Annotated in this window: 26 protein-coding genes; 12 read left to right on the top strand and 14 right to left on the bottom strand. The window is 70.4% G+C overall.

The annotated features are described in order from the left end of the window. Positions 1-5 precede the first annotated feature (5 nt). Positions 6-740: a GAP family protein gene (locus EHF32_RS12355; protein ID WP_137418466.1), complete on the bottom strand. Its 735-nt coding sequence runs from the start codon at positions 738-740 to the stop codon at positions 6-8. Between the two features lie 116 nt (positions 741-856). Here EHF32_RS12355 and EHF32_RS12350 point away from each other — a divergent pair, with 116 nt between their 5' ends. Then, the gene (locus EHF32_RS12350) at positions 857-2,041 is read left to right on the top strand and encodes a sensor histidine kinase (RefSeq protein ID WP_137418465.1); all 1,185 of its coding nucleotides are present in this window, start codon (positions 857-859) and stop codon (positions 2,039-2,041) included. Beyond that, a complete protein-coding gene (locus EHF32_RS12345) occupies positions 2,038-2,679 on the top strand; it encodes a response regulator transcription factor (RefSeq protein WP_137418464.1) in 642 nt (213 codons plus the stop codon). The genes EHF32_RS12350 and EHF32_RS12345 overlap by 4 nt, the downstream gene beginning before the upstream one ends. Here the strand turns inward: EHF32_RS12345 and EHF32_RS12340 are convergent. Continuing rightward, a complete protein-coding gene (locus tag EHF32_RS12340; RefSeq protein WP_137418463.1) occupies positions 2,673-3,908 on the bottom strand; it encodes an MFS transporter in 1,236 nt (411 codons plus the stop codon). The two genes, EHF32_RS12345 and EHF32_RS12340, sit on opposite strands and share 7 nt — an antisense overlap. A 63-nt stretch (positions 3,909-3,971) precedes the next feature. Between EHF32_RS12340 and EHF32_RS12335 the strand changes: the two genes are divergently transcribed. The 7 genes from EHF32_RS12335 (at position 3,972) to mnhG (ending at position 11,358) form a co-directional block, all read left to right on the top strand. Next, entirely contained in the window at positions 3,972-5,048 is a 1,077-nt protein-coding gene (locus tag EHF32_RS12335) for a LacI family DNA-binding transcriptional regulator (RefSeq protein ID WP_137418462.1), read from the top strand. A 75-nt stretch (positions 5,049-5,123) separates the two neighbouring features. Next, positions 5,124-8,027, top strand: coding sequence for a Na+/H+ antiporter subunit A (locus EHF32_RS12330; RefSeq protein WP_137418461.1), 2,904 nt, complete (start codon positions 5,124-5,126; stop codon positions 8,025-8,027). Further along, positions 8,024-8,563, top strand: coding sequence for a Na(+)/H(+) antiporter subunit C (locus tag EHF32_RS12325; RefSeq protein ID WP_137418460.1), 540 nt, complete (start codon positions 8,024-8,026; stop codon positions 8,561-8,563). Before EHF32_RS12330 ends, EHF32_RS12325 begins: the two co-directional genes overlap by 4 nt. Then, positions 8,560-10,125, top strand: coding sequence for a Na+/H+ antiporter subunit D (locus EHF32_RS12320; protein WP_137418459.1), 1,566 nt, complete (start codon positions 8,560-8,562; stop codon positions 10,123-10,125). Before EHF32_RS12325 ends, EHF32_RS12320 begins: the two co-directional genes overlap by 4 nt. Beyond that, entirely contained in the window at positions 10,122-10,715 is a 594-nt protein-coding gene (locus tag EHF32_RS12315) for a Na+/H+ antiporter subunit E (protein WP_238343701.1), read from the top strand. Before EHF32_RS12320 ends, EHF32_RS12315 begins: the two co-directional genes overlap by 4 nt. Further along, the gene (locus EHF32_RS12310; protein WP_137418458.1) at positions 10,712-10,981 is read left to right on the top strand and encodes a monovalent cation/H+ antiporter complex subunit F; all 270 of its coding nucleotides are present in this window, start codon (positions 10,712-10,714) and stop codon (positions 10,979-10,981) included. The genes EHF32_RS12315 and EHF32_RS12310 overlap by 4 nt, the downstream gene beginning before the upstream one ends. Continuing rightward, a complete protein-coding gene (gene mnhG, locus EHF32_RS12305; protein WP_137418457.1) occupies positions 10,978-11,358 on the top strand; it encodes a monovalent cation/H(+) antiporter subunit G in 381 nt (126 codons plus the stop codon). Before EHF32_RS12310 ends, mnhG begins: the two co-directional genes overlap by 4 nt. Before the next feature lie 5 nt (positions 11,359-11,363). On the opposite strand, the gene EHF32_RS12300 is transcribed toward mnhG, so the two are convergent. Continuing rightward, on the bottom strand, positions 11,364-11,810 hold the full coding sequence (locus EHF32_RS12300) for a DoxX family protein (RefSeq protein ID WP_137418456.1): 447 nt from the start codon (positions 11,808-11,810) through the stop codon (positions 11,364-11,366). A 71-nt stretch (positions 11,811-11,881) separates the two neighbouring features. On the opposite strand from EHF32_RS12300, the gene EHF32_RS12295 reads away from it, so the two are divergent. Further along, entirely contained in the window at positions 11,882-12,481 is a 600-nt protein-coding gene (locus EHF32_RS12295) for a MerR family transcriptional regulator (protein ID WP_137418455.1), read from the top strand. On the opposite strand, the gene EHF32_RS12290 is transcribed toward EHF32_RS12295, so the two are convergent. Next, a complete protein-coding gene (locus EHF32_RS12290) occupies positions 12,478-12,852 on the bottom strand; it encodes a winged helix-turn-helix transcriptional regulator (protein ID WP_137418454.1) in 375 nt (124 codons plus the stop codon). The two genes, EHF32_RS12295 and EHF32_RS12290, sit on opposite strands and share 4 nt — an antisense overlap. A 97-nt stretch (positions 12,853-12,949) precedes the next feature. On the opposite strand from EHF32_RS12290, the gene EHF32_RS12285 reads away from it, so the two are divergent. Beyond that, a complete protein-coding gene (locus EHF32_RS12285) occupies positions 12,950-13,804 on the top strand; it encodes an NmrA family NAD(P)-binding protein (RefSeq protein WP_137418453.1) in 855 nt (284 codons plus the stop codon). A gap of 58 nt (positions 13,805-13,862) precedes the next feature. Here EHF32_RS12285 and EHF32_RS12280 read toward each other — a convergent pair whose 3' ends face one another. From EHF32_RS12280 to argG, 5 genes are all read right to left on the bottom strand, one after another. Further along, positions 13,863-14,597 carry a hypothetical protein gene (locus EHF32_RS12280; RefSeq protein WP_137418452.1) on the bottom strand — a complete coding sequence of 245 codons (735 nt, stop codon included), beginning with the start codon at positions 14,595-14,597 and terminating at the stop codon, positions 13,863-13,865. 268 nt (positions 14,598-14,865) lie between these two features. Further along, positions 14,866-16,719: a YhgE/Pip family protein gene (locus EHF32_RS12275; RefSeq protein ID WP_137418451.1), complete on the bottom strand. Its 1,854-nt coding sequence runs from the start codon at positions 16,717-16,719 to the stop codon at positions 14,866-14,868. Continuing rightward, on the bottom strand, positions 16,716-17,345 hold the full coding sequence (locus tag EHF32_RS12270) for a hypothetical protein (RefSeq protein ID WP_192900641.1): 630 nt from the start codon (positions 17,343-17,345) through the stop codon (positions 16,716-16,718). The genes EHF32_RS12275 and EHF32_RS12270 overlap by 4 nt, the downstream gene beginning before the upstream one ends. After that, positions 17,345-17,962: a TetR/AcrR family transcriptional regulator gene (locus EHF32_RS12265; RefSeq protein ID WP_137418450.1), complete on the bottom strand. Its 618-nt coding sequence runs from the start codon at positions 17,960-17,962 to the stop codon at positions 17,345-17,347. Before EHF32_RS12265 ends, EHF32_RS12270 begins: the two co-directional genes overlap by 1 nt. Before the next feature lie 48 nt (positions 17,963-18,010). Continuing rightward, positions 18,011-19,453 (bottom strand): argininosuccinate synthase, encoded by a 1,443-nt coding sequence (argG, locus tag EHF32_RS12260; protein WP_137418449.1) that lies wholly within the window; start codon positions 19,451-19,453, stop codon positions 18,011-18,013. Between the two features lie 112 nt (positions 19,454-19,565). Between argG and EHF32_RS12255 the strand changes: the two genes are divergently transcribed. After that, the gene (locus EHF32_RS12255) at positions 19,566-20,357 is read left to right on the top strand and encodes a hypothetical protein (protein ID WP_137418448.1); all 792 of its coding nucleotides are present in this window, start codon (positions 19,566-19,568) and stop codon (positions 20,355-20,357) included. A 118-nt stretch (positions 20,358-20,475) separates the two neighbouring features. On the opposite strand, the gene EHF32_RS12250 is transcribed toward EHF32_RS12255, so the two are convergent. From EHF32_RS12250 to EHF32_RS12230, 5 genes are all read right to left on the bottom strand, one after another. Then, complete coding sequence (locus EHF32_RS12250; protein ID WP_137418447.1) at positions 20,476-21,156, bottom strand: peptidylprolyl isomerase; 681 nt, start codon at positions 21,154-21,156, stop codon at positions 20,476-20,478. A gap of 217 nt (positions 21,157-21,373) precedes the next feature. Beyond that, on the bottom strand, positions 21,374-22,129 hold the full coding sequence (locus EHF32_RS12245) for an ABC transporter ATP-binding protein (protein WP_137418446.1): 756 nt from the start codon (positions 22,127-22,129) through the stop codon (positions 21,374-21,376). Further along, on the bottom strand, positions 22,126-22,935 hold the full coding sequence (locus tag EHF32_RS12240; protein WP_137418445.1) for an ATP-binding cassette domain-containing protein: 810 nt from the start codon (positions 22,933-22,935) through the stop codon (positions 22,126-22,128). Before EHF32_RS12240 ends, EHF32_RS12245 begins: the two co-directional genes overlap by 4 nt. After that, a complete protein-coding gene (locus tag EHF32_RS12235) occupies positions 22,932-23,804 on the bottom strand; it encodes an ABC transporter permease (RefSeq protein ID WP_137418444.1) in 873 nt (290 codons plus the stop codon). The genes EHF32_RS12240 and EHF32_RS12235 overlap by 4 nt, the downstream gene beginning before the upstream one ends. Continuing rightward, a complete protein-coding gene (locus EHF32_RS12230) occupies positions 23,801-24,763 on the bottom strand; it encodes an ABC transporter permease (protein ID WP_137419231.1) in 963 nt (320 codons plus the stop codon). Before EHF32_RS12230 ends, EHF32_RS12235 begins: the two co-directional genes overlap by 4 nt. Between the last annotated feature and the right edge of the window lie 44 nt (positions 24,764-24,807).

The raw sequence follows: 24,807 nt of genomic DNA, 5'->3' as shown, positions 1-24,807 counted from the left end.
GACGTTCACAGCAGATCGAACAGGCCGAGCTCGGTCGCCGCCGCACGGGCGAGCAGGAAGCCGATGACGCCGAGGATCCACGATGTGGTCTCGCCGGCCGTGCGCGCGAACCATGCCGCGAGTCGCTCGAGGGGGCGCTCGATCAGGCGCGCCGCGACGACTCGCAGACCCAGCAGTACGAGCGCCGGCAGGACCATGACGAGGCAGTACGCGGCCAGGGCTCCCACCTGCACCGGGAGTGCGAGCGGCGACTCGGCCAGCAGCGTCATGCCGATCAGATACGGCAGCATCGTCGCCAGCTCCACGATTCCCGCCGCGATCGCCACGGCGATGACGGTGCGCGCGGGTACCCCGTCGGCGACCAGCCGGTCGCGCCACCGGACGATGCGCCCGGGACCGGCGTCGGGGCGCTCCCGCATCCGCTTCTCGTTCGCGGGGATGACGAAGGCGGCGATCAGCAGCGCCGCGCCGACGACCAGGCGCACCACCGCCCCCGCGGTGGAGGAGAAGAAGTCGCCGACCACGTCGATGACGTTCATCAGCCCGAGCAGGAACAGCACGCCGACCCCGAGGTAGAAGATCGAGATCGTCGACAGGTAGAGCAGGTGACGCCCGACGCGCACCTTGCCCGGCGTGATCATGAGCAGCAGGGGGATGACGAGCGTGCCGACGCTCAGTCCGTCGACGAGGGCGAGCACGAACAGGGTGAGCGGCAGGGGGGCGCCGGGAATGAGGTCCACGCTCCGAGTCTTCGACGGTGGTGGACTCCGCACATCGGGCGAAGGACGCACCCTCTCCCCGGCGCCTCCGTCCTTCGACGGATGCCGCAGGCGCATGCCTGTGCTTGCATGAAGGCATGGGCGAAGCAGAGGTCTCCCGGCTGCGCGGCTGGGTGCGCCGGCACAGGGGGCCCGCCGACGCGCTCACCTATCTGCTGATCGCGCTCGCCGCCGGCGCGCTTGGACTCACGGTGTCCGGCGCCATCGTGCCGAGTATGTTCGCCGCCGCCTCTCCGTGGTGGGCGTTGATTCCCGCGCTCGCCGCCGTGGCACTCGTCCTCGTGCGGGACCGGTGGCCGATCCCTGCGCTGATCGCCGCGGCGATCGTCATGGCCGTCGACGTCTTCGTGTTCGGCGGGCTGGTTCCCCTCATCGTCGCCGTCGACGTGCTGTACGTCGCCACCCGCGAGACGGAGCGCCGTCGGCCGATCCTCGTGGGGACGGTGTCGGTCGTCGCGGTCATGTCGATCGCGGCCGGGTGGATCACCGGCGACGCGCGTGCCGCCTTCCTCGTCGCTCTGCAGCTGGGTGCGCTCGGCGGGCTGGGGTACTGGTACGGCACGGCGGTGGCGCAGTCGCGGGAGCTCATCGCGCTGCATCGACGCCAAGCGGAGGACGCGCGACGCGAGGGTGCGCGGCAGCGGGACGCGGCGGTGCAGGGCGAACGCGACGCCATGGCGCGCGAGCTGCACGACGTCGTCGCCGGGCACGTCGCGGCGATGGCGATCCGTTCCGAGGCGGCGCTGTCGATGCCGCCGGATCCGGATGCCGACCGCGCTGCGCTCCGGGCGGTGCGCGACTCGTCGCGGCAGGCGCACGACACGCTTCGCACGATGATCGCCGTGCTGCGCGACGGCGGCACGCAGATCGCGGCGCCGGCCGGCGTCGCGTCGATCGACGACCTCGCCGAGGCCGCTCGCCGCTCCGGACTGGAGGTGTCGCTCGAGAACGACCTCGACGCCGATCTCAGCACGCCCGTGGACCAGGCCGTCGCCCGCATCGTGCAGGAGTCGCTGGCGAACTGCGTCCGTCACGCGCCCGGTGCCGAGGTGCGCATCCGTCTCGTCGAGGAGGCCGGGGAGGTGTCCGTGCGGGTGGACTCCCGCGGAGCATCCGCGCCGCCCGCTCGGCTCGTCGGGAACGGCTGGGGCCTCGAGCTGCTGCGCGAACGTGCGAAGGCCCTGGGCGGGCGGCTGGATGCCGGCCCCCGTGCCGATGGATGGCGTGTCGAGGCCCGCATCCCGGCGGCGGTGCCCGGATGACCGCGCCTCGCGTGCTCCTGGCCGACGACCACGCCGCCATCCGCGAGGGATTGCGGATCATGCTCGTCGCCCACGGCGTCGAGGTGGTCGGCGAGGCGGCCGATGGCGCGGTGGCGGTGCGCAACGCGCGAGCCCTGCGGCCGGACGTCGTGCTGATGGACCTGCGGATGCCGGGCATGGACGGTGTGGAGGCGACCCGCCGCATCCGCGAAGACGACACGAGCGACGTGCTCGTGCTGACGAGCTTCGACGAGGACGAGCTGGTGGACGCGGCGCTCGACGCCGGTGCCGTCGGTTTTCTGCTGAAGACGGCTTCGGCGCCGGCCTTGGTGGATGCGGTGCACAGCGTCGCTCGCGGCGACGGGGTTCTCGACCCTCGGGTGACCCGGCGGGTGCTGGCCCGCCGGACGCGGCGGCCGGAGCACTCCCCCGCTGCTGCGGCGCTCGACGCGCTCACTCCGCGCGAGCGTGAGGTGCTCGCCGCCCTCTCGGAAGGGCGCTCCAACCATCAGATCGCCGCGCTGCTGGAGATCTCCGTGCCGACGGTGAAGACGCACGTGTCGAGTGTGCTGACGAAGCTGGGTGCGGAAAGCCGTTCGCACGCCGTGGCGATCGCCCGGGGTGACGCCGCTCAGTGACCGCGCGGCGCCTTCTCGTCGGAGGCGATGGCCAGCGGGCGTGCGGCGCCCGAGAAGAAGCCCGACGCCACGATGAGTCCCACGATGATGAGCAGGGTGTTCAGCAGGCCGATGTGCTCGCTGATGAAGCCGAGGATCGGCGGCCCGCAGAGGAACGCGACGTAACCGATCGTGGCGGCCGCGCTCACCCGCGCCGCCGCGTGCTGCGGGTCGTCGGCCGCGGCCGACATGCCCAGCGGGAACCCGAGGGATGCGCCCATCCCCCACAGCGCCGCGCCGACGAACACGAGCGGCATGTTCGGGGCGACGATGAACAGCACGAGGCCGACCGCCGCCGTCACGGCGAGCGAGCGCAGCACGACGACGCGGCCGAAGCGATCGACGAGCGGTCCACCGAAGACGCGCACCACGGTCATCGCCACCGAGAACACCGTCAGCGCGGCGGGTCCGAGCGCCGGGTCGGCACCGTGATCGTCGACGACCGCGAGGGAGAGCCAGTCGTTCGCGCCGCCCTCGGCGAACGCCATGCCGAGGATGATGACTCCCAACGTGTACGTGCGCGGCTCCTTCCACGCGCTCAGCGCGAGACGGATGCGCTCGCCCCATCCCTTCGGGGCATCATCCGCGTCGACGTCCATCGCGACGTCGCGCACCGGCACGTTGGAGGCCGTCACGACGGCCAGGACGGCGATGACGACGGCGACGATCGCCGTGTGCGCCACGACGCTGAACGCGATGGCGGCGGCGGCCGTGCCGAGCCCCGCGCCGATGACCGTTCCGAAGCTGAAGAAGGCGTGGAACAGCGGCAGGATCGTCTTGCCGGTCTGCTTCTCGATCGCGGCGCCCTCGACGTTCATCATCACGTCGAGGGAGCCGTTGCCGAAGCCGAAGAGCGCGAGTCCCGCGAGCACGACCCCGTAGGTGTGCAGGTAGTCGGTGCCGACGCCGATGAGCACGAGTCCGAGCACGACGAAGAGGAGCGCTCCGAGCATGCCCTTGCGAGCGCCGAACCGCGCGAGGATCGCGGAGCTGGCCGTGAGGCCCAGGATCGAGGCGACGCCCATTCCCAGCAGCAGCATGCCGACCTGGATGTTGTCGATACCCAGCGCGGTCTTGATCGCCGGCACGCGGGACGCCCACGTCGCGATGCTCAGACCGCTCGCGAGGAAGATGGCGAAGACGGCCGTGCGCCAACGCGCGACCTGGGAACGGGACAGCACTGTTTCCATGCGCACACCTTACCGAATCGATTCGATCCTTGTCGCGACGCGGGGGGTTAGCATCGAGGGACCATGAACGCACGCCGTGCCACCATCGCCGACGTCGCCCGTCAGGCGGGAGTCGCCGCCTCGACCGCGTCGGTGGTGTTCAGCGGCAAGACCGCGGTCTCCGACGCGACCCGCTCGCGTGTGCTCGCCGCCGCCGCCGAGCTCGGCTACGCCGGACCCGATCCGCGAGCGGCATCCCTGCGTCTCGGACGCTCCGGCGTCGTGGGCGTCGTCATCGGCGACCGGCTCCGCGCGGCCTTCCGCGATCCCGTCACGACGATCATGCTCGACGGCCTCGCCGAGGGCGTCGCCGAGCGCGGCAGCGGCCTGCTCCTGCTCCGCGACGACGAATCGGGGGGCGCCGCCCTCCCCGCAGCCCCTGCCGACGCCTTCGTGCTCATCGGCTGCAGCACGCGGCTGCGCTCCGACCTCGAGGTGCTGCAGCGCCGGGGGGTCCCGGTCGTCGTGGTGGAAGGGGATGCGGGTGAGGGGATCCCCCGCATCCGGCTGGACAACCGCGACGCGCAGGCCGTCATCGCCCGGCACGTGCGAGAGCTCGGCCACCGACGCGTCGTCGTGGTCGCGCTTCCCGTCGGCGGGCCACACGGCACGGGATGGTTCGATCCGCAGGCGGCCTCCCAGATCACCGTCGACGTCACCCGCGAACGTCTCGAAGGCGCCCTCGACGTGTTCGAGGATGCCGGTGTGTACGCGGCGGGGGCGAGCCTCATCGATGAGGGCTATTCCGCCGGCCGCGCCATCCTGACGGCGCCGGGCCCGCGACCCACGGCGATCCTCGCCCAGAGCGACGTGTTGGCCGCGGGCATCATCCGAGCCGTCCACGATGCCGGGCTGCGCGTGCCCGAGGACGTGAGCGTCACGGGGTTCGACGGCGTTTCGGTCGACGGTGTCGCGCCCCTCACCCTGACCACGATGGTTCAGCCTGCGGCGGAGAAGGGGCGTGCCGCGGGGATCGCCGTCTCGGCGATGCTCGAGGGCGTCGTGCCCCCCGACATCCTGCTGACCTCTGTGTTCCGTCCGGGTAATACGACAGGACCCGTTTCGGCTCCCGTGGTGCCGGGCGCCTCATTCGCCCCGTAGAATAGAGAGCGACACCCCGATCGCCTGAGTGGTTCCGCCTGCCACGGAGCCCCGACGACCACGAGGAGGCCGCGTTTGCTGGTACTCCTCGCTGCGTTCGCCCTCGTCCCCCTCCTGCTCCCCTGGCTGGTCTCCCGCCTCGGAGCACGCGCGTTCGCGGTAGCGGCCCTGCTGCCGATCATCGCCTTCGGACACACGTTGTGGCTGGCGCCGCAGGTGCTGTCGGGGAGCATTCCTTTCGAGACATACGAATGGATGCCCTCGCTCGGTATCCAGCTCTCGATGCGGATGGACATGCTCAGCTGGGTGCTGACGCTCATCGTGACCGGCGTCGGCGCTCTGGTGATGCTCTACTGCCGCTGGTACTTCGCGGGCAAGCGCGACGGCCTCGGCCAGTTCTCCGCCGTGCTCCTCGCCTTCGCCGGAGCCATGTACGGACTCGTCCTCACCGACGACATCGTCGTGCTGGTCATGCTGTGGGAGATCACGAGCGTCCTCTCGTATCTGCTGATCGGCTACTACCACGCGCGTGGCGTCAGCCGCCGTGCGGCACTCCAGGCGTTGCTCGTCACGACGCTCGGCGGGCTGGTCATGCTGATCGGCGTCGTGTTGTTCGTCGTGGAGGCCGGAACCACCAGCATCTCCACGATCCTCGCCGAGGCTCCCACGGGCCCCGTCGTCAACGCCGCCCTCGTCCTGCTTCTGGTCGGAGCCCTCAGCAAGTCGGCGATCTTCCCCTTCCACTTCTGGCTCCCCGGCGCGATGGCCGCGCCCACGCCCGTGAGCGCCTACCTCCACGCGGCGGCGATGGTCAAGGCCGGCATCTATCTGATCGCCCGCTTCGCGCCCGTCTACGCGGAGGCCGATCCCTGGCGTCCGATCATCGTGTGCCTCGGCGTGTTCACGATGCTGCTCGGCGGCGTGCAGGCCCTGCGCGAATCCGACCTCAAGCGCATCCTCGCCTTCGGCACGGTGAGCCAGCTCGGGTTCCTGACGGTCGTCCTCGGCTTCGGCACGAGGGAGGCAGCCCTCGCGGGCCTCGCTCTCCTGCTGAGCCACGCCCTGTTCAAGTCATCGCTGTTCCTCGTCGTCGGCGTCATCGACCGCCAGCTGTCCACCCGCGACATCAACGAGCTCTCCGGCGTGGGACGGCAGGCGCCGACGCTCGCGACCTTCTCGATCATCGCGGTCGCCTCCATGGCCGGAGTCATCCCCACCATCGGGTTCGTTGCGAAGGAGTCCGCGCTCGCGGCATTCCTCGACGACGGATCGGTGTGGGCGATGGTCGCGCTCATCGGCATCCTCATCGGATCGGCGCTGACGGCCGCATACGGCATCCGCTTCATCTGGGGCGCCTTCTGGACCAAGAAGGATGCGGACGGCACCGCACGAGAGCGCACCGAGTGGCCCGACCCGCCGGTCGGCTTCCTCGCGGCGCCCGTCATCCTCTCCGGTCTCACTCTCGTGTCGGGGCTCGCGGCCCCCTGGGTCGACACCGCGTTCGCGCGATACGCCGAGCTCGCCCCACCCGCAGGCGAGAAGGCCACTCACCTGGCGCTGTGGCACGGGTTCGAGCCCGCGCTCTTCCTCTCGCTCGGCACGCTGGCGGTGGGCGCGTTCCTGTTCTGGTTCGCTCTGAAGGTGCGCTGGTCCGAGCGTCGCCGCGTCCTCCCGTTCACCGCCGCCGACGCGTACAACGCCGTCCTGCGTCTGATCGCACGCGTCTCGGTGTGGACGACGACGCTCACGCAGCGCGGTTCGCTGCCCGTCTACGTCGGCACGATCTTCGTCGTCTTCGTCGTCTCCCAGGGCGTCACCCTGTTCGCCGCTCCCGAGTGGCGCGCGCAGCTGGATGCCTGGCAGTCCCCCACCCAGGTCTTCGTCGCCCCCATCATGATCGTCGCGGGCATCATCGCGGTGCGTGCCCGCAAGCGCTACACGGGTGTCGTGCTCGTCTCGGTCACGGGCCTGGGCATGGTCGTGCTCTTCGCCACGAGCGGCGCCCCCGATCTGGCTCTGACGCAGATCCTCATCGAGACCGTCACGCTGGTCGCCTTCGCGCTCGTGCTGCGGCGCATCCCGGCCCGGATGGGCGACCACAACGCGTCGGTGGCGCCGCTCGCGCGCGCCGTGCTCGCCGGAGCCGTCGGCCTCACGATGGCTTTCGTCGCGATCGTCGCGACCTCCGCGCGCGTCGAGGCGCCGATCTCGCTCGCCTTCCCGGAACTCGCCTACGAACTGGGCCACGGGCGCAACGTCGTCAACGTCGCCCTCGTCGACCTCCGCGGCTGGGACACGATGGGCGAGCTGTCGGTGCTCATCCTGGCGGCCACCGGTGTCGCCTCACTCGTGTTCGTCACCCACCGCGCCGACACCCTCTCGGACTTCACCAAGCCGCTTCCCCGCATCCCCCGTCGACGTCCGCTGCTCGAGACGTCGGAGGGTCTGCGCCCCCAGGGCGCGGGCGAGAGCGGCCGTCGCGCCTGGCTCGTGGGAGGGGCCAAGGTCAAGCCGGAGAACCGCTCGATCCTGCTCGAGGTGGTCGTGCGGATCCTCTTCCACTCGATCATCATCGTGTCGCTGTACGTGCTGTTCGCCGGTCACAACCTTCCCGGCGGCGGGTTCGCGGGCGGTCTCATCGCGGGCATGGCGCTCGTCATGCGCTACGTCGCCGGCGGCCGCTACGAGCTCGGTGCCGCAGCCCCGACGGATGCGGGGCGTCTGCTCGGCGTGGGAATGCTGCTCGCCGTCGGCACCGCCGTCGTGCCGCTGTTCTTCGGCGTCGACCCCCTCACGAGCACCTGGTTCGACGCGACGCTCCCCGTGCTCGGCCACGTCGAGTTCGTGACGTCGACGATCTTCGACATCGGCGTGTACCTCGTCGTCATCGGACTCGTGCTCGACGTACTCCGCAGCCTCGGCGCCGAGGTCGACCGCCAGAAGCTCCAACTGGAGCAGCAGGGGGCGGGTGCCCGATGAGTGTCTCCGTCGTCCTGATCGCCGTGATGGCCGTGCTCTTCGCGTGCGGTGTGTACGCGATGCTCGAGCGGAGTCTCACGCGGGTCCTGATCGGCTTCCTGCTGCTCGGCAACGCCGCGAACCTGCTGCTTCTCATCGTGATGGGCTTCCCCGGAACCGCGCCCTTCTTCGCGAAAGGCGCCGATTCGGCCCAGTTCTCCGACCCGCTCCCCCAGGCGCTCACGCTGACGGCGATCGTGATCACCTTCGCGGTCTCGGCATTCCTGCTCGCGCTCATCTACCGCTCCTGGCAGCTGGGCCAGGCCGACACCGTGGAGGACGACGTCGAGGACATCGCCCTTCGCGGTCGCGCCGCCCAAGACGAAGAGGCGATGGAGGACGAGTTCACCGCCGACGATGCGACGACGGACTTCGTGGATGCGGCGAGCGTTCCCATCACGGTGCTCGGCAGCCTCGACGTGCCCGGCATCCGAGACGACGCGCCGACCGACCGACCGACCAGCAGGCGCGATGAGAACGAGGAGGGCGAGCGATGAACGCACTGGTTCCCCTCCTGGTCACCCTGCCGCTCATCGGTGCGGCCATCGCCCTCGTGTTCGGCCGGCGCCGGCGCGTGCAGGTCGCCGTCTCGATCACGACCCTGACCGCGGTGCTGGCCATCGCGGCCGTCCTTCTCGTCGTCGTCGACTCGGGACAGCCTCTCGCGGTCGCGGTCGGCGGCTGGCCGATCCCGTTCGGCATCGTGCTGTACGTCGACCGACTGGCGGCGCTGCTCGTCGTGGTCTCGAGTGTCGTGCTGCTCGCGGTCCTGCTCTTCTCGGTCGGCCAGGGCGCCGCCGACGGAGACGACGAGACCCCCGTCTCGATCTTCCACCCGTCGTACCTCATCCTCGCGGCGGGGATCTTCAACGCGTTCATCGCGGGCGACCTCTTCAACCTCTACGTGGGCTTCGAGATCCTGCTCGTCGCGTCCTACGTGCTGATCACCCTCGGCGGCACCGAGTCCCGCATCCGTGCGGGCATCGTCTACATCGTCGTCTCGCTCGTCTCCTCGATCCTCTTCCTGGCCTCGATCGCCATGATCTACGGCGCCCTCGGCACCGTGAACATGGCGCAGATCGCCGAGCGGATGGGGGAGCTGCCTCAGCACGTCCAGCTCACGCTCCACCTCATGCTGCTGCTGGCCTTCAGCATCAAGGCGGCCGTCTTCCCTCTGTCGTTCTGGCTGCCCGACTCCTACCCGACCGCCCCCGCGCCCGTCACGGCCGTGTTCGCGGGCTTGCTGACCAAAGTCGGCGTCTACGCGCTCATCCGCACCGAGACGCAGCTGTTCCCCGACAGCAACGTGAACGTCCTGCTGCTGATCGTCGCCCTCGCCACGATGATCGTCGGTGTCCTCGGCGCGGTCGCCCAGGCGGAGCTCAAGAGGATCCTCTCGTTCACGCTCGTGAGCCACGTGGGCTACATGGTGTTCGGGCTCGCGATCGCGACCCCCGCGGCGATCGGCGCGACGATCTACTACATGGTCCACCACATCGTGGTGCAGACGACCCTGTTCCTCGCCGTCGGACTCATCGAGCGCCGGGCCGGCAGCACCTCCATCCTCAAGCTGAAGGGGCTCATGCGCGCAGCTCCCGTGATCGCGGTGCTGTACTTCATCCCCGCGGTGAACCTGGGCGGTCTCCCCCCGTTCTCGGGGTTCATCGGCAAGTACGGACTCTTCGACGCCGCAGCCCAGGTGGGAACCCCGCTCATGATGGTTCTGATCGTGGCCGGTATCGTCACGTCGCTGCTCACGCTGTACGCGCTCATGCGCGCCTGGAACCTCGGCTTCTGGCGCGAGGACGACACGGAGGAGCCCGAGGTCGAGGCGCGCGTCGAGTATCTGGGCAACGCGCCGGCCGCCGGCATCCAGACCGAACGCCGCGTCATCCCGCGTGTCATGACTGCGGCCACCGCGGGCATGGTCGCCGTGACGGTCGCCCTCACGGTGTTCGCCGGGCCTCTCTACGACATGTGCACCCGCATCGGCGACGCGCTGCTGCAGCCCGTGCAGCTCGTGCAGCTGGAGACGCAGTCCGGGGAGGTCGATCAGTGATCCGACACCTCCGCGGCCCCAAGGGACTCATCGCCCAGACCTGGCGGCAACTGCCGTTCTTCCTGTGGCTCGTCGCCCTGTGGATGCTGCTGTGGGGTCAGTTCACGGTCATCGCGTTCCTGACCGGACTCGTGGCGGCGATCCTGGTCACCCGCGTCTTCCGGTTGCCTCCGGTGGAGCTGTCCGGCCGCGTCAACCTCTGGTACGGCTTGGTCTTCGTGCTCGCCTTCCTCGGCGCGCTCGTCAAGGGCTCGTTGCTCGTCGCCTGGCAGGTCGTGAACCCGCGGCGCTATCCGGGGGTCGCGGTGATCGCGGTGCCGCTCGCCACGAATGACGAGCTGATCCTCGCGCACACCGCCGTCACCGCATCCCTCATCCCGGGATCGCTCGTGATCGACATCGACCGCGACGAGAGCGTGCTCTACCTGCACGTCATCGGCGTGAGCTCGGACGCGGACGTCGAGGCGCAGCGACGTCAGGTGCAGCGGTGGGAGCGGCGGATCGTGCGCGCGGTCGGCTCGCGCGCACAGCTCGCGCAGGTGACGCCGGCCCGCACGGGCCAGGCCGAGGCGAAGGAGGCCAGCCGATGAACCCACTGCTCGTGGCGATCTACATCGTCTTCGCCGTGGCCGCCCTGCTCACGCTCTGGCGCGTCATCACGGGGCCCTCGATCCTCGACCGGGCGGTCGCCAGCGACGTGCTGCTGACCGAGGTCATGTGCGTCCTGGGCGCCGAGATGGCGATCAACCATCACACCCGCACACTGCCGGTGCTGCTGGTGATCGCCGCGATCGGTGTGTTCGGATCCATCTCGATCGCGCGGTTCGTCGCGAGGAAGGATGCGAACCAGCGATGATCGCGCACGTCCAGACGGATGCGGGGTTCCCGATCGACGCCGTCCTCGACACCACGGCCCTGGTGCTGATCCTCATCGGCGCGCTCCTGTGCCTCACGGCGGCGATCGGCCTGCTGCGATTCCACGACGTCCCGACGCGTCTCCACGCGGCGACCAAGCCACAGGTGCTCGGCTTCCTGCTGATCTGCCTGGCGGTCGCGTTGTCGGTCCGCAGCTGGGCCGCGGTGGCCTTCCTCATCCCGATCGCCCTCATCCAGCTCGCGACGGCACCGCTGTCGGCGCACATGGTGGGCCGACAGGCCTACCGCAACCGCACGCTGGACGAAGAGGCCATGTACGTCGACGAGCTGCGCGACAAGGATCCCGATCCGCGCTGACCGGCTCAGACGTTGAGGGCCACGACCCAGACGCACAAAGCGATGAACAGGGCTTGCTTGGCGCCGCGCACCGCGATGCGTCGGGCGAATGTGCCGTCGGTATCTCCCGCCAGATGCGCTGCGCGCACGTTCGCGGGGAAGACGACCACGAGGAACAGTGCGAGCGCCACGGCACTGGCCAGCCGGAGCGGTGCGACCAGCAGACCGACGGCCGCGGCGAGCTCGCATGCCGCCGAGATCCATACGACGACCTCGGGGCGCGGGATGGAGCGGGGAACCATCGCGATCAGCTGGGTGCGCGTGGTCCGCAGGAGTCGTCCGATGATGGCCATCGCGCACATGACGACGAGCCCGGCAACGGGGACGGAGACGGGGTCGATGAAGCCGGGAGTGCGGAGCAGATGGAGTGCAAGCGCGAGCGCGACGGTGCATGCGGTGGTGAGGAAGACCATGCGGGGAGTCCTAACGGATAGTAGTACTCTCCGTTATAGCGAGTGATACTATCCGTTACAAGGAGGAGCGGATGAGAATCTCCGAACTCGCAGAGCGCACGAACGTCCCACTGCCCACACTCAAGTTCTATGTGCGGGAGGGGCTGCTGCGCGGTCGTACGACGGCGCCGAATCAAGCCGTATACGACGAGAGACATGTCGACCGGGTGCGGCTCATCGGCGCGCTGACCGGTGCCGCGGCCATGTCCCTCGCGCAGGCGAGGGCCGTGCTCGAAGTGCTCGACGACGGGGTGGACCCGGTCGCGGCGATGGGTCGTGCGGTGGCGACCATGACTCCCGCGACGGACGACCCGGTGACGCACTCGGGGGAGGCGAGGAGGCTCGGGATTCAGGTGCCCGAGGACTACCCGGCGGTGCAGCAGCTGGACGCGGCGGCCGCGGCAGTGCAGGCGGCCGGGCTCCCGTGGAACGAGGAGATCGCTGCCCGCTACATCGCACCGCTTCGCCAGCTGGCCGCTGCTGAGCTCATGCCTCTGTCAGACATGGATCGGGGGGAGGCGGTGGCCTATGCCGTACTGGGCACTGCACTGTACGAACCCGTGATCCTCGCGTTGCGCCGACTCCTCCACGCCGAACTTGTCATCGGGGGCGACGCGCCCACGGCAACCTAGATCGCGGCAGGATCCCCCGCCACGATCTCGTCGGCGTTCGTGGCGATCCACTCCAGCAGCGGCAGCATGCGCGCCATGAGGTCCCGGCCCCGATCAGTCAACCGGTACTCGACGTGGGGCGGCACCGTGGGAAACGACTCCCGCTCCACGAAGCCGTCCGCGGTGAGCTGACGCAGCGTCGATGCGAGCATCTTCTCGCTGATGCCGTCGACGGCGCGGCGCAGCTCGCTCCAGCGGAGCGTTCCGCCTACGAGCGCCGAGAGAACGAGCACGCCCCAGCGACTCATCACGTGGTCGAGCACCGTTCTCGTGGGGCACGCGTGGGTGAACAATCCCCCGGGCAGGGCCTGTAATTTCACAAAACTCACCATGACGTGGGTACCTTACTCCAAAGTGGGTACCTGACAAAGGGAATGTCTCAGGCGGAAGGTGGGCTTACCCCCACGTACCGGATCGAAAGGACACCCCATGACCGTTCTCGTCACCGCCGCCAGCGGACACCTCGGCCGCCTCATCGTCGAAAGCCTGCTCGCCCGCGGCGTCGCCGCATCCGACGTCGTCGCAGGCTCCCGCAGCCTCGACAAGGTCGCCGACCTCGCCGAGCGCGGCGTGCGCACCGCCGTCGTCGACTACGACGCACCCGAAACCCTCGACGCCGCATTCGCCGGGATCGACCGCGTCGTGCTCGTCTCGGGCTCCGAGGTGGGCAAGCGTCTCGCCCAGCACCAGGCGGTCATCGACGCCGCCGTGGCCGCGAAGGTCGGAGGGCTGGTCTACACGAGCCTCTACCACGCGACGACGAGCCCGCTGCCGCTGGCTGCGGAGCACGTCGCGACGGAGGAGGCGCTCGCCGCATCCGGCCTGCCCCACACGATCCTCCGCAACAACTGGTACATCGAGAACTACGCGCAGGATGTGGCCCGCGCCGCTGAATCGGGCGTGATCGCCGCCGCCGTCGCCGACGGGAAGGTCGCGGCCGCCGCCCGCGCGGACTTCGCCGAGGCGGCCGCGGTCGTCGCGACGGACGACGCCTACCTCGGGCGCGTGCTCGAGCTCGCCGGTGACGTGGCGTTCGGCTACGCCGATCTCGCCGCCGCCGCAGCGGAGATCCACGGGCGCGACGTGACGTATGTGGCTCTGTCCGAGGAGCATCTGCTCGAGGCTCTGCGGGGTGCGGGGCTGGATGAGGGCACGGCCGGCTTCGTCGCCGCGCTGGACGCGGGAATCGCCGCGGGCGCTCTCGACTCCCAGGACCGCACGCTGTCGCAGCTCATCGGCCGCCCGACGACGTCGCTCGTCGAGGGGCTCCGCGCCGCGCTCTGACGCCGGAACGACGAAGGGGCACCCGCGCGATGCGGGTGCCCCTTCGTCGTTCGCGTTCTCAGTACCAGCTCGTGGCCTGCGAATGGCCCCACGCCGCGCACGGCGTGCCGTAGGCACGGTCGATGTAGTCCAAGCCCCAGCGGATCTGCGTGATCGCGGAGGTCTGCCAGTCATCGCCGGCCGAGGCCATCTTCGATCCGGGCAGCGCCTGCGGGATGCCGGTCGCGCCACTGCCGTCGTTGTAGGCCTGGTAGTTCCAACTCGACTCGCGCTGCCACAGGGACTCGAGGCACGAGAACTGATCGTCGCCCCAGCCGTAGGTCTCAGCCGCCATCGTGCGGGCCGCAGCACGAGCGCCGTCGGGCGTGTTGGCCTGCGCGAGCGCCGCAGCAGCCGCCTCGGCAGCGGCCTGCTGCTCGGCGGCGACACGGGCGTCGTAGGCATCCCGCTCGGCGGTGACGCGAGATGTCGCATCACGCAGCACGGTGATGGACGCTTCGGCGACCGCATCCGAGAGCTCTGGGGACGAGCTCAATCGGGCGATCTCCTTGTCGAGCGTCGTGGTGTCGGCCTTCCCGACCGCCGAAGCGGAGACGGAGCGCGCCAGCGTGAGGTAGAGCGACGCATCGAGGTCGATCGCGCGCGGTGCGGGATCGGCGGGAGGGGTGGAGGCCGACGGGGTCGGCGTGGGAGCCGCGTCGTCGGAGGCTGCGAACGCTGCCGTGGGAAGAAGGAGGGGGACGGCCACCACGAGGGCGGCAGCGCTCAACAGGGCGCGACGAAAGCGGGGCATATGGCTCCAGGGTCAAGCGGCCTGCCTGACGCGGGGCACGGAGAACGCGCGGACGCGAGGGACGTCGGGGACGATCACGCGCTGCGCCAGCAGGGTGGACACGCCCCGTCGTCGGGGCTGCCGCCGTGCGAGTTCGGGCTCGCGGGCGACCTGCACACGGTAGGGGGGCTTTCTGGACGAACCGTGGCAGGACCCTGGGCGTGCGGTGTATGCACCCGCATCCGTCCCGCCCTCGGCCCTGGGGGCTGAGGGCGGGCGGATGCGGGGCTTAGCCGATGAGGGAGGGGGCCAGGTCGCGGAGGGTGCGCTTGTGCGTCATCCGTGTGACGCCGAGCGCGGCGAGCACCAGGGCGCCCAGCATCCAGGTGAGGAGCACGGTGATGTCGCTGCCGATCCGGGCGATGTCGCCGCCGTACATGAGCTGTCTCATCGCGTCGACGACGAAGCCCATCGGCAGCACGTGATGCAGCCCCGTCAGCGGTGCGGGGAGCGTCTGCCACGGGAACGTCCCGCCCGCCGTCACGAGCTGCAGGACCATGAGCACGAGACCCAGGAACTGGCCGACCGACCCGAACCACACGTTCAGCGCCAGGATGATCGCCGCGTACGTCAGCGAGGCGAGCACCATGATGCCGAGCGTCGCGAGCGGGTTCGCGAACGTGAAGCCGAGTGCGAGCGACAGCACGCCGAACAACGCGATCATCTGGATGCCGCCCAGAAGTCCCGGTGTCAGCCACCCCGCCAGGGTGATGCGGACGGGGGAGTGCAGCGCCGTGATCGCCCGGCGCGAGATCGGCTTCACGATCAGGAAGAGCGCGTAGATGCCGATCCAGCCCGCGAGCGAGGCGAAGAAGGGGGCGAGCCCCGCGCCGTAGTCCGCCGCCGCCGCGACCTTGCTCGATTCCACATCCACCGGATCGGCGATCGTGTCGGCCTGCTTTTCGCGCAGCGCCGCGTCGGAGTCGGGGATCTGCGCCACGCCGTCGGCGAGCCCGCTCGAGAGCTGCTTCGCGCCGTCGTCCAGCTGGGACAGACCAGAGGTGAGCGTGCCGGTGCCGTCGCGGAGCGCGGCCGCACCGTCGGCCGCGGATGCGGCGCCGTCGGCGAGCTGCGCGGCTCCGCTCGCGAGACTCGCCGCTCCCTGCGACACCTGCGCGGCGCCGGCGTTCAGCCGGTCGATCTGACTCACGGCGGACTGCACCCGGTCGTTCGCGGACGACACGTCGCCGCCGAGGGTGTCGAGTCGCGCGAGCACGGCGTCGATCTCGTCGGGAGTGAGCCCGCGCGCGGCGAGCTCGTCGGCGATCGCGGAGCGGATGGCGGGCAGATCGTTCACCAGGCCCTGCGATGCCGAGGCCGCGCGGTCGGCGTATCCGTCGAGCGTCGCCGTGCCCGCCGCCACCTGGCTCGCGCCGTCGGCGAGCTGCGACGCTCCGCCGGCGAGCTGGGAGGCGCCGGAGGATAGCTGGGCCGTCCCGTCGGCGAGCTGGGAGGCGCCGTCGCCGAGCCTCTGGGATCCTGCCAGAGCGGATGCGGCGCCGTCGGCGAGCTGGGAGGCGCCGTCGGCCGCGGTGACGAGATTGCCACGGATGTCGCTGATCGCCGTCAACAGACGGCTCGCGGCCTGGGTGCCGACCAGCTTGGCCACCGAGGCGCGGATCTTCTCGATCGCCTGGGAGCCGATCGTGGAGGCGAGGTAGTTGTTCGCGTCGTTGGTCGACAGCTCCAGCCCCGCCTGGCGCGGCGAGGTCCCGGCGGCCGACTGCAGGGCGTCGGAGAAGTCGGCGGGGATCGTGACGGTGAAGTCCACCGCCCCGTGCTTCAGGGCGTCCTGGGCGCCCTCGGCGCTCATCCGCTGCCAGTCGAACGTGCCGTCCTTCACGAGGTTGTCCGCGACCTCGTCGCCGTAGTTCGTGGTCTCGCCGTTCTCGGTCACGCCCGCATCCAGCACGACGAGACCGACGGGCACCTGGTCGAGGCGGCCGTACGGATCCTGGTTGGCCCACAGGTACAGGCCGCCGTAGAGCACCGGCACGCACATGAGGGCGATCAGGGCGATGACCGACATCTTCGTGGACGTCAGTCGGCGCAGCTCCGCCGTGATCATCGCGGGAACCTTCATCGCGCCACCTCCGTCTCATCCATCTCGGCCCGCTCGGCGCGGCCCGCGAGAACCGCACCGGCCGCCTGGCCGGCGATCACCAGCACGGCGAGTCCGCGGCCGGCGAACTCCTCCGCGAGCTCCCACCACACGCGCGGATCGCCGCCGTGTCGGTCGGGGGAGACGAGGACGAGGGCCTCCACATCCGGACGCAGCACGCTGAGCTCCAGCAGGATGCGCAACCGATCGGCGGGAGCGACGTCGGCGATGGGGGTGCGCGAGATCTCCAGCAGGCCGGCCTCGGTGAGCCACGCCTTGGTCGCGATCGGGTTCGAAGGGCGCCCCGCGAACATGAGCTCCTCGGAGACGACCGTGAACACCGTGACGTTGGGAGCGGGATCCGACACGTCGGGCGCGTCGACGAGGGCGACCTTGCGACGTACCGCGGAGTCGTCCTCCGCGCCGCCGATCAGGACCACGCCCGTGTCGGGCCGCATCCGCCCGCTCGCGATGAGTCCCAGAACCGTGGGGCGCTGCTCGGTCTCCGCGGTCGCGAGTCTCGCGCTCCCGCTCTCGTAAGCGAGCGACACGGGCGCCAGTGCCTGGCCGCCGCGCCCCTTGCTGACGGTGATCGCCTCGACGCGCATCAGTCCTCCTCCGCGAGCTCGGGGTGGGTCTCGAGCAGTGCGTCCGTCTCGCGCCAGGAGAGTCCGGCGATACTGAGCACGGTACGCGCCGCGAGGCCGCGCGCGTGCGAACTCGCCGCATCGATCCGGGTGATCACCATGCGCGCCGCCTCCTCGATGAGTCGCGCGAGCGTCGCCGCGGTCAGGTCGGTGCGCAGCGTCTCGGCATCCTGTCCCTCGCGCACGATCGCCATCAGGCGGCGCCGCACGGGGGCGAGGATGTAGGCGGTCTGCTCGATGTGCGCGTCGTCGAGCGCGAGGGATGCGGCGACCTGTACCTGCGCGGCCTCATCCCACAGGCGGGCCGTCAGGCGAGCGAGGGCGAGAGGCGCCGGCTCGTCGGTGATCGTCTCGGCAGCGAGGACGTTGAAACGCTCGGCGCCGGAGCGGACGAGCTCGGCCACGAGGGCGCCGCGGTCGGGGAAGTGGCCGTACACGGCACGGCGGCTGACGCCTGCAGCCTCGGCGATCGAGGCGATGGAAGCGTGCGGGTCGCGCGCGATCAGAGAAGTGGCGGCCTCGACGAGCGCCGCGCGGTTGCGCAGGGCGTCAGGGCGCGACGAAACAGCGGTGGGCATGACGAGAAGTCTACGCCCAAAACTGCACACTGGTGTGCAGTTTTTCGCTCAGTCGGTTCCGGAGTCGAAAGCGGACGCCTCGTTGACCGCATCCGTCGCCTCGGCGAGATCCTCGCGCTCGGCGTCGTAGGGCTCCGCGTGCTCGACGATCTCATCCGCGGCACCGCGTCGCAGCTCGCCCATCAGCGCGCCGGTCGCGCCGCCGATGAGCCCCAGACCCGCGTACTGCTCGAGACGTGCGCGGGAGTCCTGGATGTCGAGGTTGCGCATCGTGAGCTGGCCGATGCGGTCGGTGGGCCCGAACGCCGCGTCGCCCACGCGCTCCATCGACAGCTTCTCCGGTCCGTAGGACATGTGGGGAGCGGTCGTGTCGAGCACCGAGTAGTCCTCGCCGCGGCGCAGACGCAGGGTCACCTCGCCCGTGATGGAGGATCCGACCCACTTCTGGATCGACTCGCGCAGCATGAGCGACTGCGGCTCCAGCCAGCGCCCCTCGTACATCAGGCGACCGAGACGACGTCCCTGCTCGTGGTAGGTCGCGAGGGTGTCCTCGTTGAGAATGGCGTTGACGAGACGCTCGTAGGCGATGAACAGCAGGGCCATGCCGGGCGCCTCGTAGATGCCGCGCGACTTGGCCTCGATGATGCGGTTCTCGATCTGGTCGCTCATGCCCAGGCCGTGACGCCCGCCGATGCGGTTCGCCTCGAACACGAGCTCGACCGGATCGGTGTACTCGACGCCGTTGAGGGCGACGGGGCGGCCGCGCTCGAAGGTGACCGTCACGTCCTCCGTGGCGATCTCGACGGCCGGATCCCAGAACCGCACGCCCATGATGGGCTCCACGGTCTCCAGCGACACGTCGAGGTGCTCGAGCGTCTTGGCCTCGTGCGTCGCGCCCCAGATGTTCGCGTCGGTCGAGTACGCCTTCTCGGCGCTGTCACGGTACGGGAAGTCATGCGCGACGAGCCACTCGCTCATCTCCTTGCGGCCACCCAGCTCGGTGACGAAGTCCGCATCCAGCCACGGCTTGTAGATGCGCAGTGCCGGGTTGGCGAGCAGACCGTAGCGGTAGAACCGCTCGATGTCGTTGCCCTTGTAGGTGGAGCCGTCGCCCCAGATGTCGACGCCGTCCTCCTTCATGGCGCGAACCAGGAGGGTCCCCGTCACCGCACGGCCGAGGGGCGTCGTGTTGAAGTAGGTGCGTCCGCCGCTGCGGATGTGGAAGGCACCGCAGGCGAGCGCCACGAAGCCCTCCTCGACCAGCGCGGTCTTGCAGTCGACCAGGCGCGAGACCTCCGCGCCGTACTGCAGCGCACGGCCCGGGATCGAGGCGATGTCGTCCTCATCGGGCTGGCCGAGGTCTCCCGTGTAGGTGCAGGGTACGGCGCCCTTGTCGCGCATCCACGCGACGGCGACGGAGGTGTCGAGGCCTCCGGAGAACGCGATGCCGACGCGCTCGCCGACGGGCAGGGACTGCAGGACCTTGGACATGCTCTCGATTCTACTGAGCCGACGGATGCGGCCCGTGCCGCCGGGTGTTGTGGACAACTCGCCTGCGGCCGCGCCGAGCGCAAGACTGGGCGGCGAGGATCAGGGGGAGTCCATGTCGTTCGATATCGCCGTGTTCGATCCCGCGGGTGCGCCGCGGGATGTGCACCGATTGCAGGAGTGGTTCGACGCGCAGATCGGGACCGCACCGGCCGCATCCATCGCCGCCTGGGAACGCGAGATGCGTCAGAGCTTCCGCGGCTACGAGGACGCGCCGGAAGAGTTGCCTCCCGGCGGTCGTTACGCCGACTACGGGCCGGCCGGACAGACGGCGATCCTGCACTGCGCGTGGGATGCGGCCGATGAGCTCGAGCCGCTCGTCTGGGCGACCGCTGCGCGCCACTCGCTGGCCGTCTGGGCGTACAGCACCGCAGCCGACCGGGTGTGGTGGCCGCCGACCGAGAGCTTCGAGGACGCGCCGCATCCGGGACTCGTCCTGCGCACCGAGACGCTCGGCACGCACGAGGCCCCGTCTGACGCGCTCATCGCCGCCGCCGTGAGCTGGATCGACGACGTCAACGGACCCGGCTACGTCATCCTCGAGTCGTCGTCGGATGATTACGCGCAGACGGCCGGCGGCCGCGCTGGGCTGACGGTCGAGTGGCGTCGCCGCCGTCGGGGCCTGGCCCGCATCCGCGGCTTCTGGCACGGGGTGGCGGCGACGGATCCCGACACGTCCGGACCCGATGTGCGGCTGGCACGGTTCCACGCGAGCCAGACGATCCTCGCGAACGAGCTGCTCGGCGTCGATGACGCCCGCCGCATCCTGATCGACTTCGCGCACGGCGAGCAGCCGACCGGCGTGTACGCCTGGCACGACATCACCGACACCTTCACGAAGCACTGAGCGCGCCCGCCAGAGACCACTCGCCGAATGAGCACACATTCGTCGAGTGCGCATTCGATCGGATGCTCGGTCGGCGAAAGGATGCTCGCTCGACGCTGGATGGACCCGGCGGTCGCGCTCAGCCGACGGTCACGCCCGTGATGGTGACCGGGGTCTTGGGCTTTCCGTCGGCGCCGCCGCTGTCGGTCCCGGCCGCCGCGATCTGCTGCACGACGGCGATGCCGGCCGTATCCATCTGGCCGAACACCGTGTAGTCCGGATCCAGGCGGGTGTCCTCGTAGACGAGGAAGAACTGCGAGCCGTTCGTGCCGGGGCCGGCGTTGGCCATGGCGACGGTTCCGGCGGGGTACGTCTCGGATCCGTCGAGCTCGTCGCCATAGCGGTAGCCGGGTCCGCCCATTCCGGTCGCGGTGGGATCGCCGCACTGCAGGACGAAGATGCCGGAGGTCGTGAGGCGGTGGCAGTTCGTGTCGGTGTAGTACCCCTGGGTGGCGAGGGAGACGAAGCTGTTCACCGTGCAGGGGGTGCGGTCCGCATCCATGCTGATCGGGATGTCGCCCGCGGAGGTCTGCAGCGTCACCGCGACGGTGCCGGTGACCGCGGGCTCGGTCGGCGGTGCGGTCACGTCGCGTGCGGCGGCGCCACCGGCGGAGTAGGTGCAGGTACCGGCCGTCTCTGTTGCAGCAGACGGGGCCGTGCTCTGGGCGGTGAGGGCGGGGGCGGGGGCCGCGCTCGCGCACCCGGCAAGGAGGGCGAGGGCGGCGACGGCGAGGGGGAGAGCGAGGAGTCGGGCACGCATGCAGTCAGCGTATCCGTGCGCATGGGATTAGCGGTGTGGCCCTCGTGGATCCGGCCAGGGTGCCCCGGGTCGCGGGGTGCGGTGGGGGCGGTCGCCGGATGCGAACTGCCACGCTTCTGCGCACCCGCCACAGTTGTTCTCAGGCGCGGGTGCGCAAAAGTGTGGCGTTTGCGCAACTGCGACGCAACTCGGGCAAAGGGGAGACCGGTGAGCGGGGTCAGCGGGGGAGGCGGGGGACCGCGGCGACCAGTTCGCGGGCGTAGGGGGTCTCGGCGGCGGTGAGGATGCGGGCGGTCGGCGCCTCCTCCACGACGCGGCCGTGCTGCAGCACCACCGTCCGCTCGCACAGGGCGGCGACGGCACCGAGGTCGTGCGAGACCATCACCAGCGCGAGGCCCGTCTCCTCGCGCAGGCGAGCGAGCAGCTCGATGACCTGCACGCGCGTGGTCACATCCAGCGCGCTCACCGGCTCGTCGGCGAGGAGCACGCGCGGACGCGACACGATCGCCCGGGCGATCGCGATGCGCTGGCGCTGGCCGCCCGAGAACTCGTGCGGATAGCGCTCGAGGGTGTCCGGGGACAGCCCCACCGCGGCGACCGACTCGGCGACGCGGGCAGCCGCATCCGCTCCCGACGCGAGGTCCAGCGAGCGCAGCGGCTCCCCGACGATCCGATCGATGCGCTGGCGGGGATCGAGCGACGAGTACGGGTCTTGGAAGACGGGCTGCACGCTCGCGCGGAACCGCCGCATGAGCGCGCGATCGCGCAGGGCGAGAGGCGCGTCGTCGAAGCGCACCTCGCCGTCGCGCGGACGTGACAGCCCCAGCAGCAGGCGCAGGATCGTGGACTTGCCCGCACCCGACTCGCCCACCAGCCCGACGGACTCACCGGCATCGACGGAGAGCGACACGTCCTCGAGGACCGTCTGCGACCCGTACGCGAACCCAGCTGCGCGAAGCTCCAGCACGCTCATCGCGCACCCCCTTCGTCCCGCGGACCCGCGTCGAGGGCCGTGTCGAGGATGCGTGCACTGCCGATCAGCTGCGCCGTGTACGGGTGCGCGGGCTCGGTGAGCACCGAGGGCACCGTCCCCTGCTCGATCATCGAACCCTGGCGCAGCACGATCACGCGCTCGGCCATACGGGAGATCACCGCGAGGTCGTGACTGATGAACAGCAGTGCCATCCCGCGGTCGGCGACCAGACGCTCGAGCAGCGCGAGCACGCCGTCCTGCACCGTGACGTCCAGGGCCGTGGTCGGCTCATCCGCGATCAGCAGACGCGGCTGGGCCGCCAGCGCGATCGCGATGGCGATGCGCTGACGCTGACCGCCCGACAGCTCGTGCGGGTACGCGCGGGCGATACGGGAGTCGGGCAGGGCGACCTCCGCCAGTGCTGCGGCGACGGCATCGCGCAGCGGCGCGCCGCGGAGCCCCCGCCAGCGCCGCAGTGGCTCGGCGATCTGATTCCCCACCCGCATCAGCGGGTCGAGGGCGGTCAGCGGCTCTTGGAACACGATCTGCGCGACGGGGCCCCGCAGGCTCCGCAGGTCCGCATCCCGCGTGCCTACGACCTCCCGGTCGTCGAGCCGGATCGAACCGGATGCGGACAACGCCTGCGGCAGCAGACCCAGCACCGCGAGGGCGGTGAGCGACTTTCCGGATCCGGACTCGCCGATCACCCCGACGCGCTCGCCGGGAGCGACCTCGAACGAGATGTCGCGTACGGGCGTGACATCGCCGGCGCGCACCGAGAGTCCGGTCACCGAGAGAAGGCTCATCGCGACCTCCGACGGGTCGGGTCGGTCCACTCGCGCAGTCCGTCGGCGAGGAAGTTGATGCCCAGCACGAGCGCCACGATCGCGATGCCGGGCGCGATGGCCCCCACGGGCGCGGTCAGCACGGTGCCCTGCGCCTCCTGCAGCATGCGCCCCCACGATGCGTTGGGCGGCGGGGCGCCGAGACCGAGGTACGACAGGCTCGCCTCCGCGAGCACCGCGATGCCGAACTGCAGTGCGAGGCTCACGACGAGCGTCGGCGCGATGTTGGGCAGGACGTGCTGCCGGATGATGCCGCCCAGGCGCGTCCCGCTCGTGCGTGCCGCGATCACGTACTGCTCGCCGAGGACGCGACGCGCCAGGATGCGGGTCAACCGGGCGACCACGGCCGACATCGCCAGCCCGATCGCGAGGATCGCCGAGAACAGCGACGGGCCCTGTACGGCGACCACGAGCATCGCCAGCAGCAGGACGGGGAACGCGATCACCACGTCGAGAGCGGCCGAGAGCGTGTCGTCGAGCCATGGGCGGGCGAACGCGGCCACGAGCCCCAGCGAGATCCCGATCACGGCGGCGATCAGCACCGCACCCGCCCCGACCGTCAGAGCGATGCGGGCACCCACCATGAGCTGGCTCAGCAGGTCGCGCCCCAAGCGGTCGGTGCCGAGCAGATGCGCGGGGCCCGGCGGTTCGAGCCGGTCGCCGCTGATGTCGCTCAGCGGATACGGCAGCCAGACGAGCGAGACGATCGCGGTGAGCACGACGAGTCCCACCAGCACGATCCCGATGATCAGGGTCGCGTGCGGCCGGCGCCGCCGCACGAATGCGGTGGCCACCGCATCCGTGCGCGCCTTCAGCTCCGCGCCGCTCATCGGTTGCCCGAGACGCTCGTGCGCAGGCGCGGGTCGATCAGACGCTGCGCCACGTCGGCGGCGAAACCGACGAGGAGCACGAACAGGGTGCTGACCACGAGGACGCCCTGGATGTTGGCGAAGTCGTGCTGCTCGATACCGGTGAGCAGCATGCTGCCGAGCCCCGGCAGCGTGAAGACGCTCTCCACGACGACGGCGCCCAGCAGGGTCGTTGAGAGTTCGATACCGAGGACGGCGACGACCGGCACGGCACCGTTTCGCACCCCGTGACGCAGGAGCGCCTCGGCGCGGGATGCGCCGCCCGCCCGGGCGGTACGCAGGTAGTCGCTGCCGAGCACGTCGAGGGTCGCGGCACGCACGTAGCGGCTGAGCGACGCGCTCATCACGATCGCGATCGTGATGACGGGCAGGGTCAGCGAACGGAGGGCGTCGGCGGGATCCTCCCAGTCGTGGCGGGGGAATCCTCCCGAGGGGAGCAGGCCCAGTTGGAGGGCGAAGATCCACACCAGGATGACGCCGACCCAGAACACCGGAACCGCCACCCCGAGCTGCGCGAACCCCGACAGCAGGATGCCGTACCAGCGGTCGGCCTTCACCGCGGCGGTGATGCCCACGATCAGCGAGACGACGAGCGCGAGGCCGAAGGCGAGCAGGGTGAGCGGGAGCGTGATCGCCAGTCGCGCCGCGACCTCGTCGCCGACCGACCGGGACGAGATGTACGACTCACCGAGGTCGAGGCGCAGCAGTTGCGCGGCCCACGTGGCGAACTGCTGGACCAGTGGCTGGTCGGAGCCGACCTGGGCGCGGGCGGCAGCGATCTGCTCCGGGGTCGCGTCCACCGAGAGCAGGGCGTTGGCGGGGTCGCCGGGCAGCAGTCGCAGCAGGACGAAGATGACGACCATGGCGACGACGAGGGAGACCGCGAGGAACGCGGCCCGACGCAGCAGATAGACGACCATGGGGTTCACCGGGAATGGATGATGCCGCCGACCCGGTCGGTCGG

It is taken from the genome of Microbacterium sp. RG1, from assembly GCF_005347485.1.
In the GTDB taxonomy this organism is placed as follows: Bacteria; Actinomycetota; Actinomycetes; order Actinomycetales; family Microbacteriaceae; genus Microbacterium; species Microbacterium binotii_A.
The sequence above is the reverse complement of the archived record's forward strand: the minus strand, read 5'-3'. Positions and strand labels throughout refer to the sequence as shown.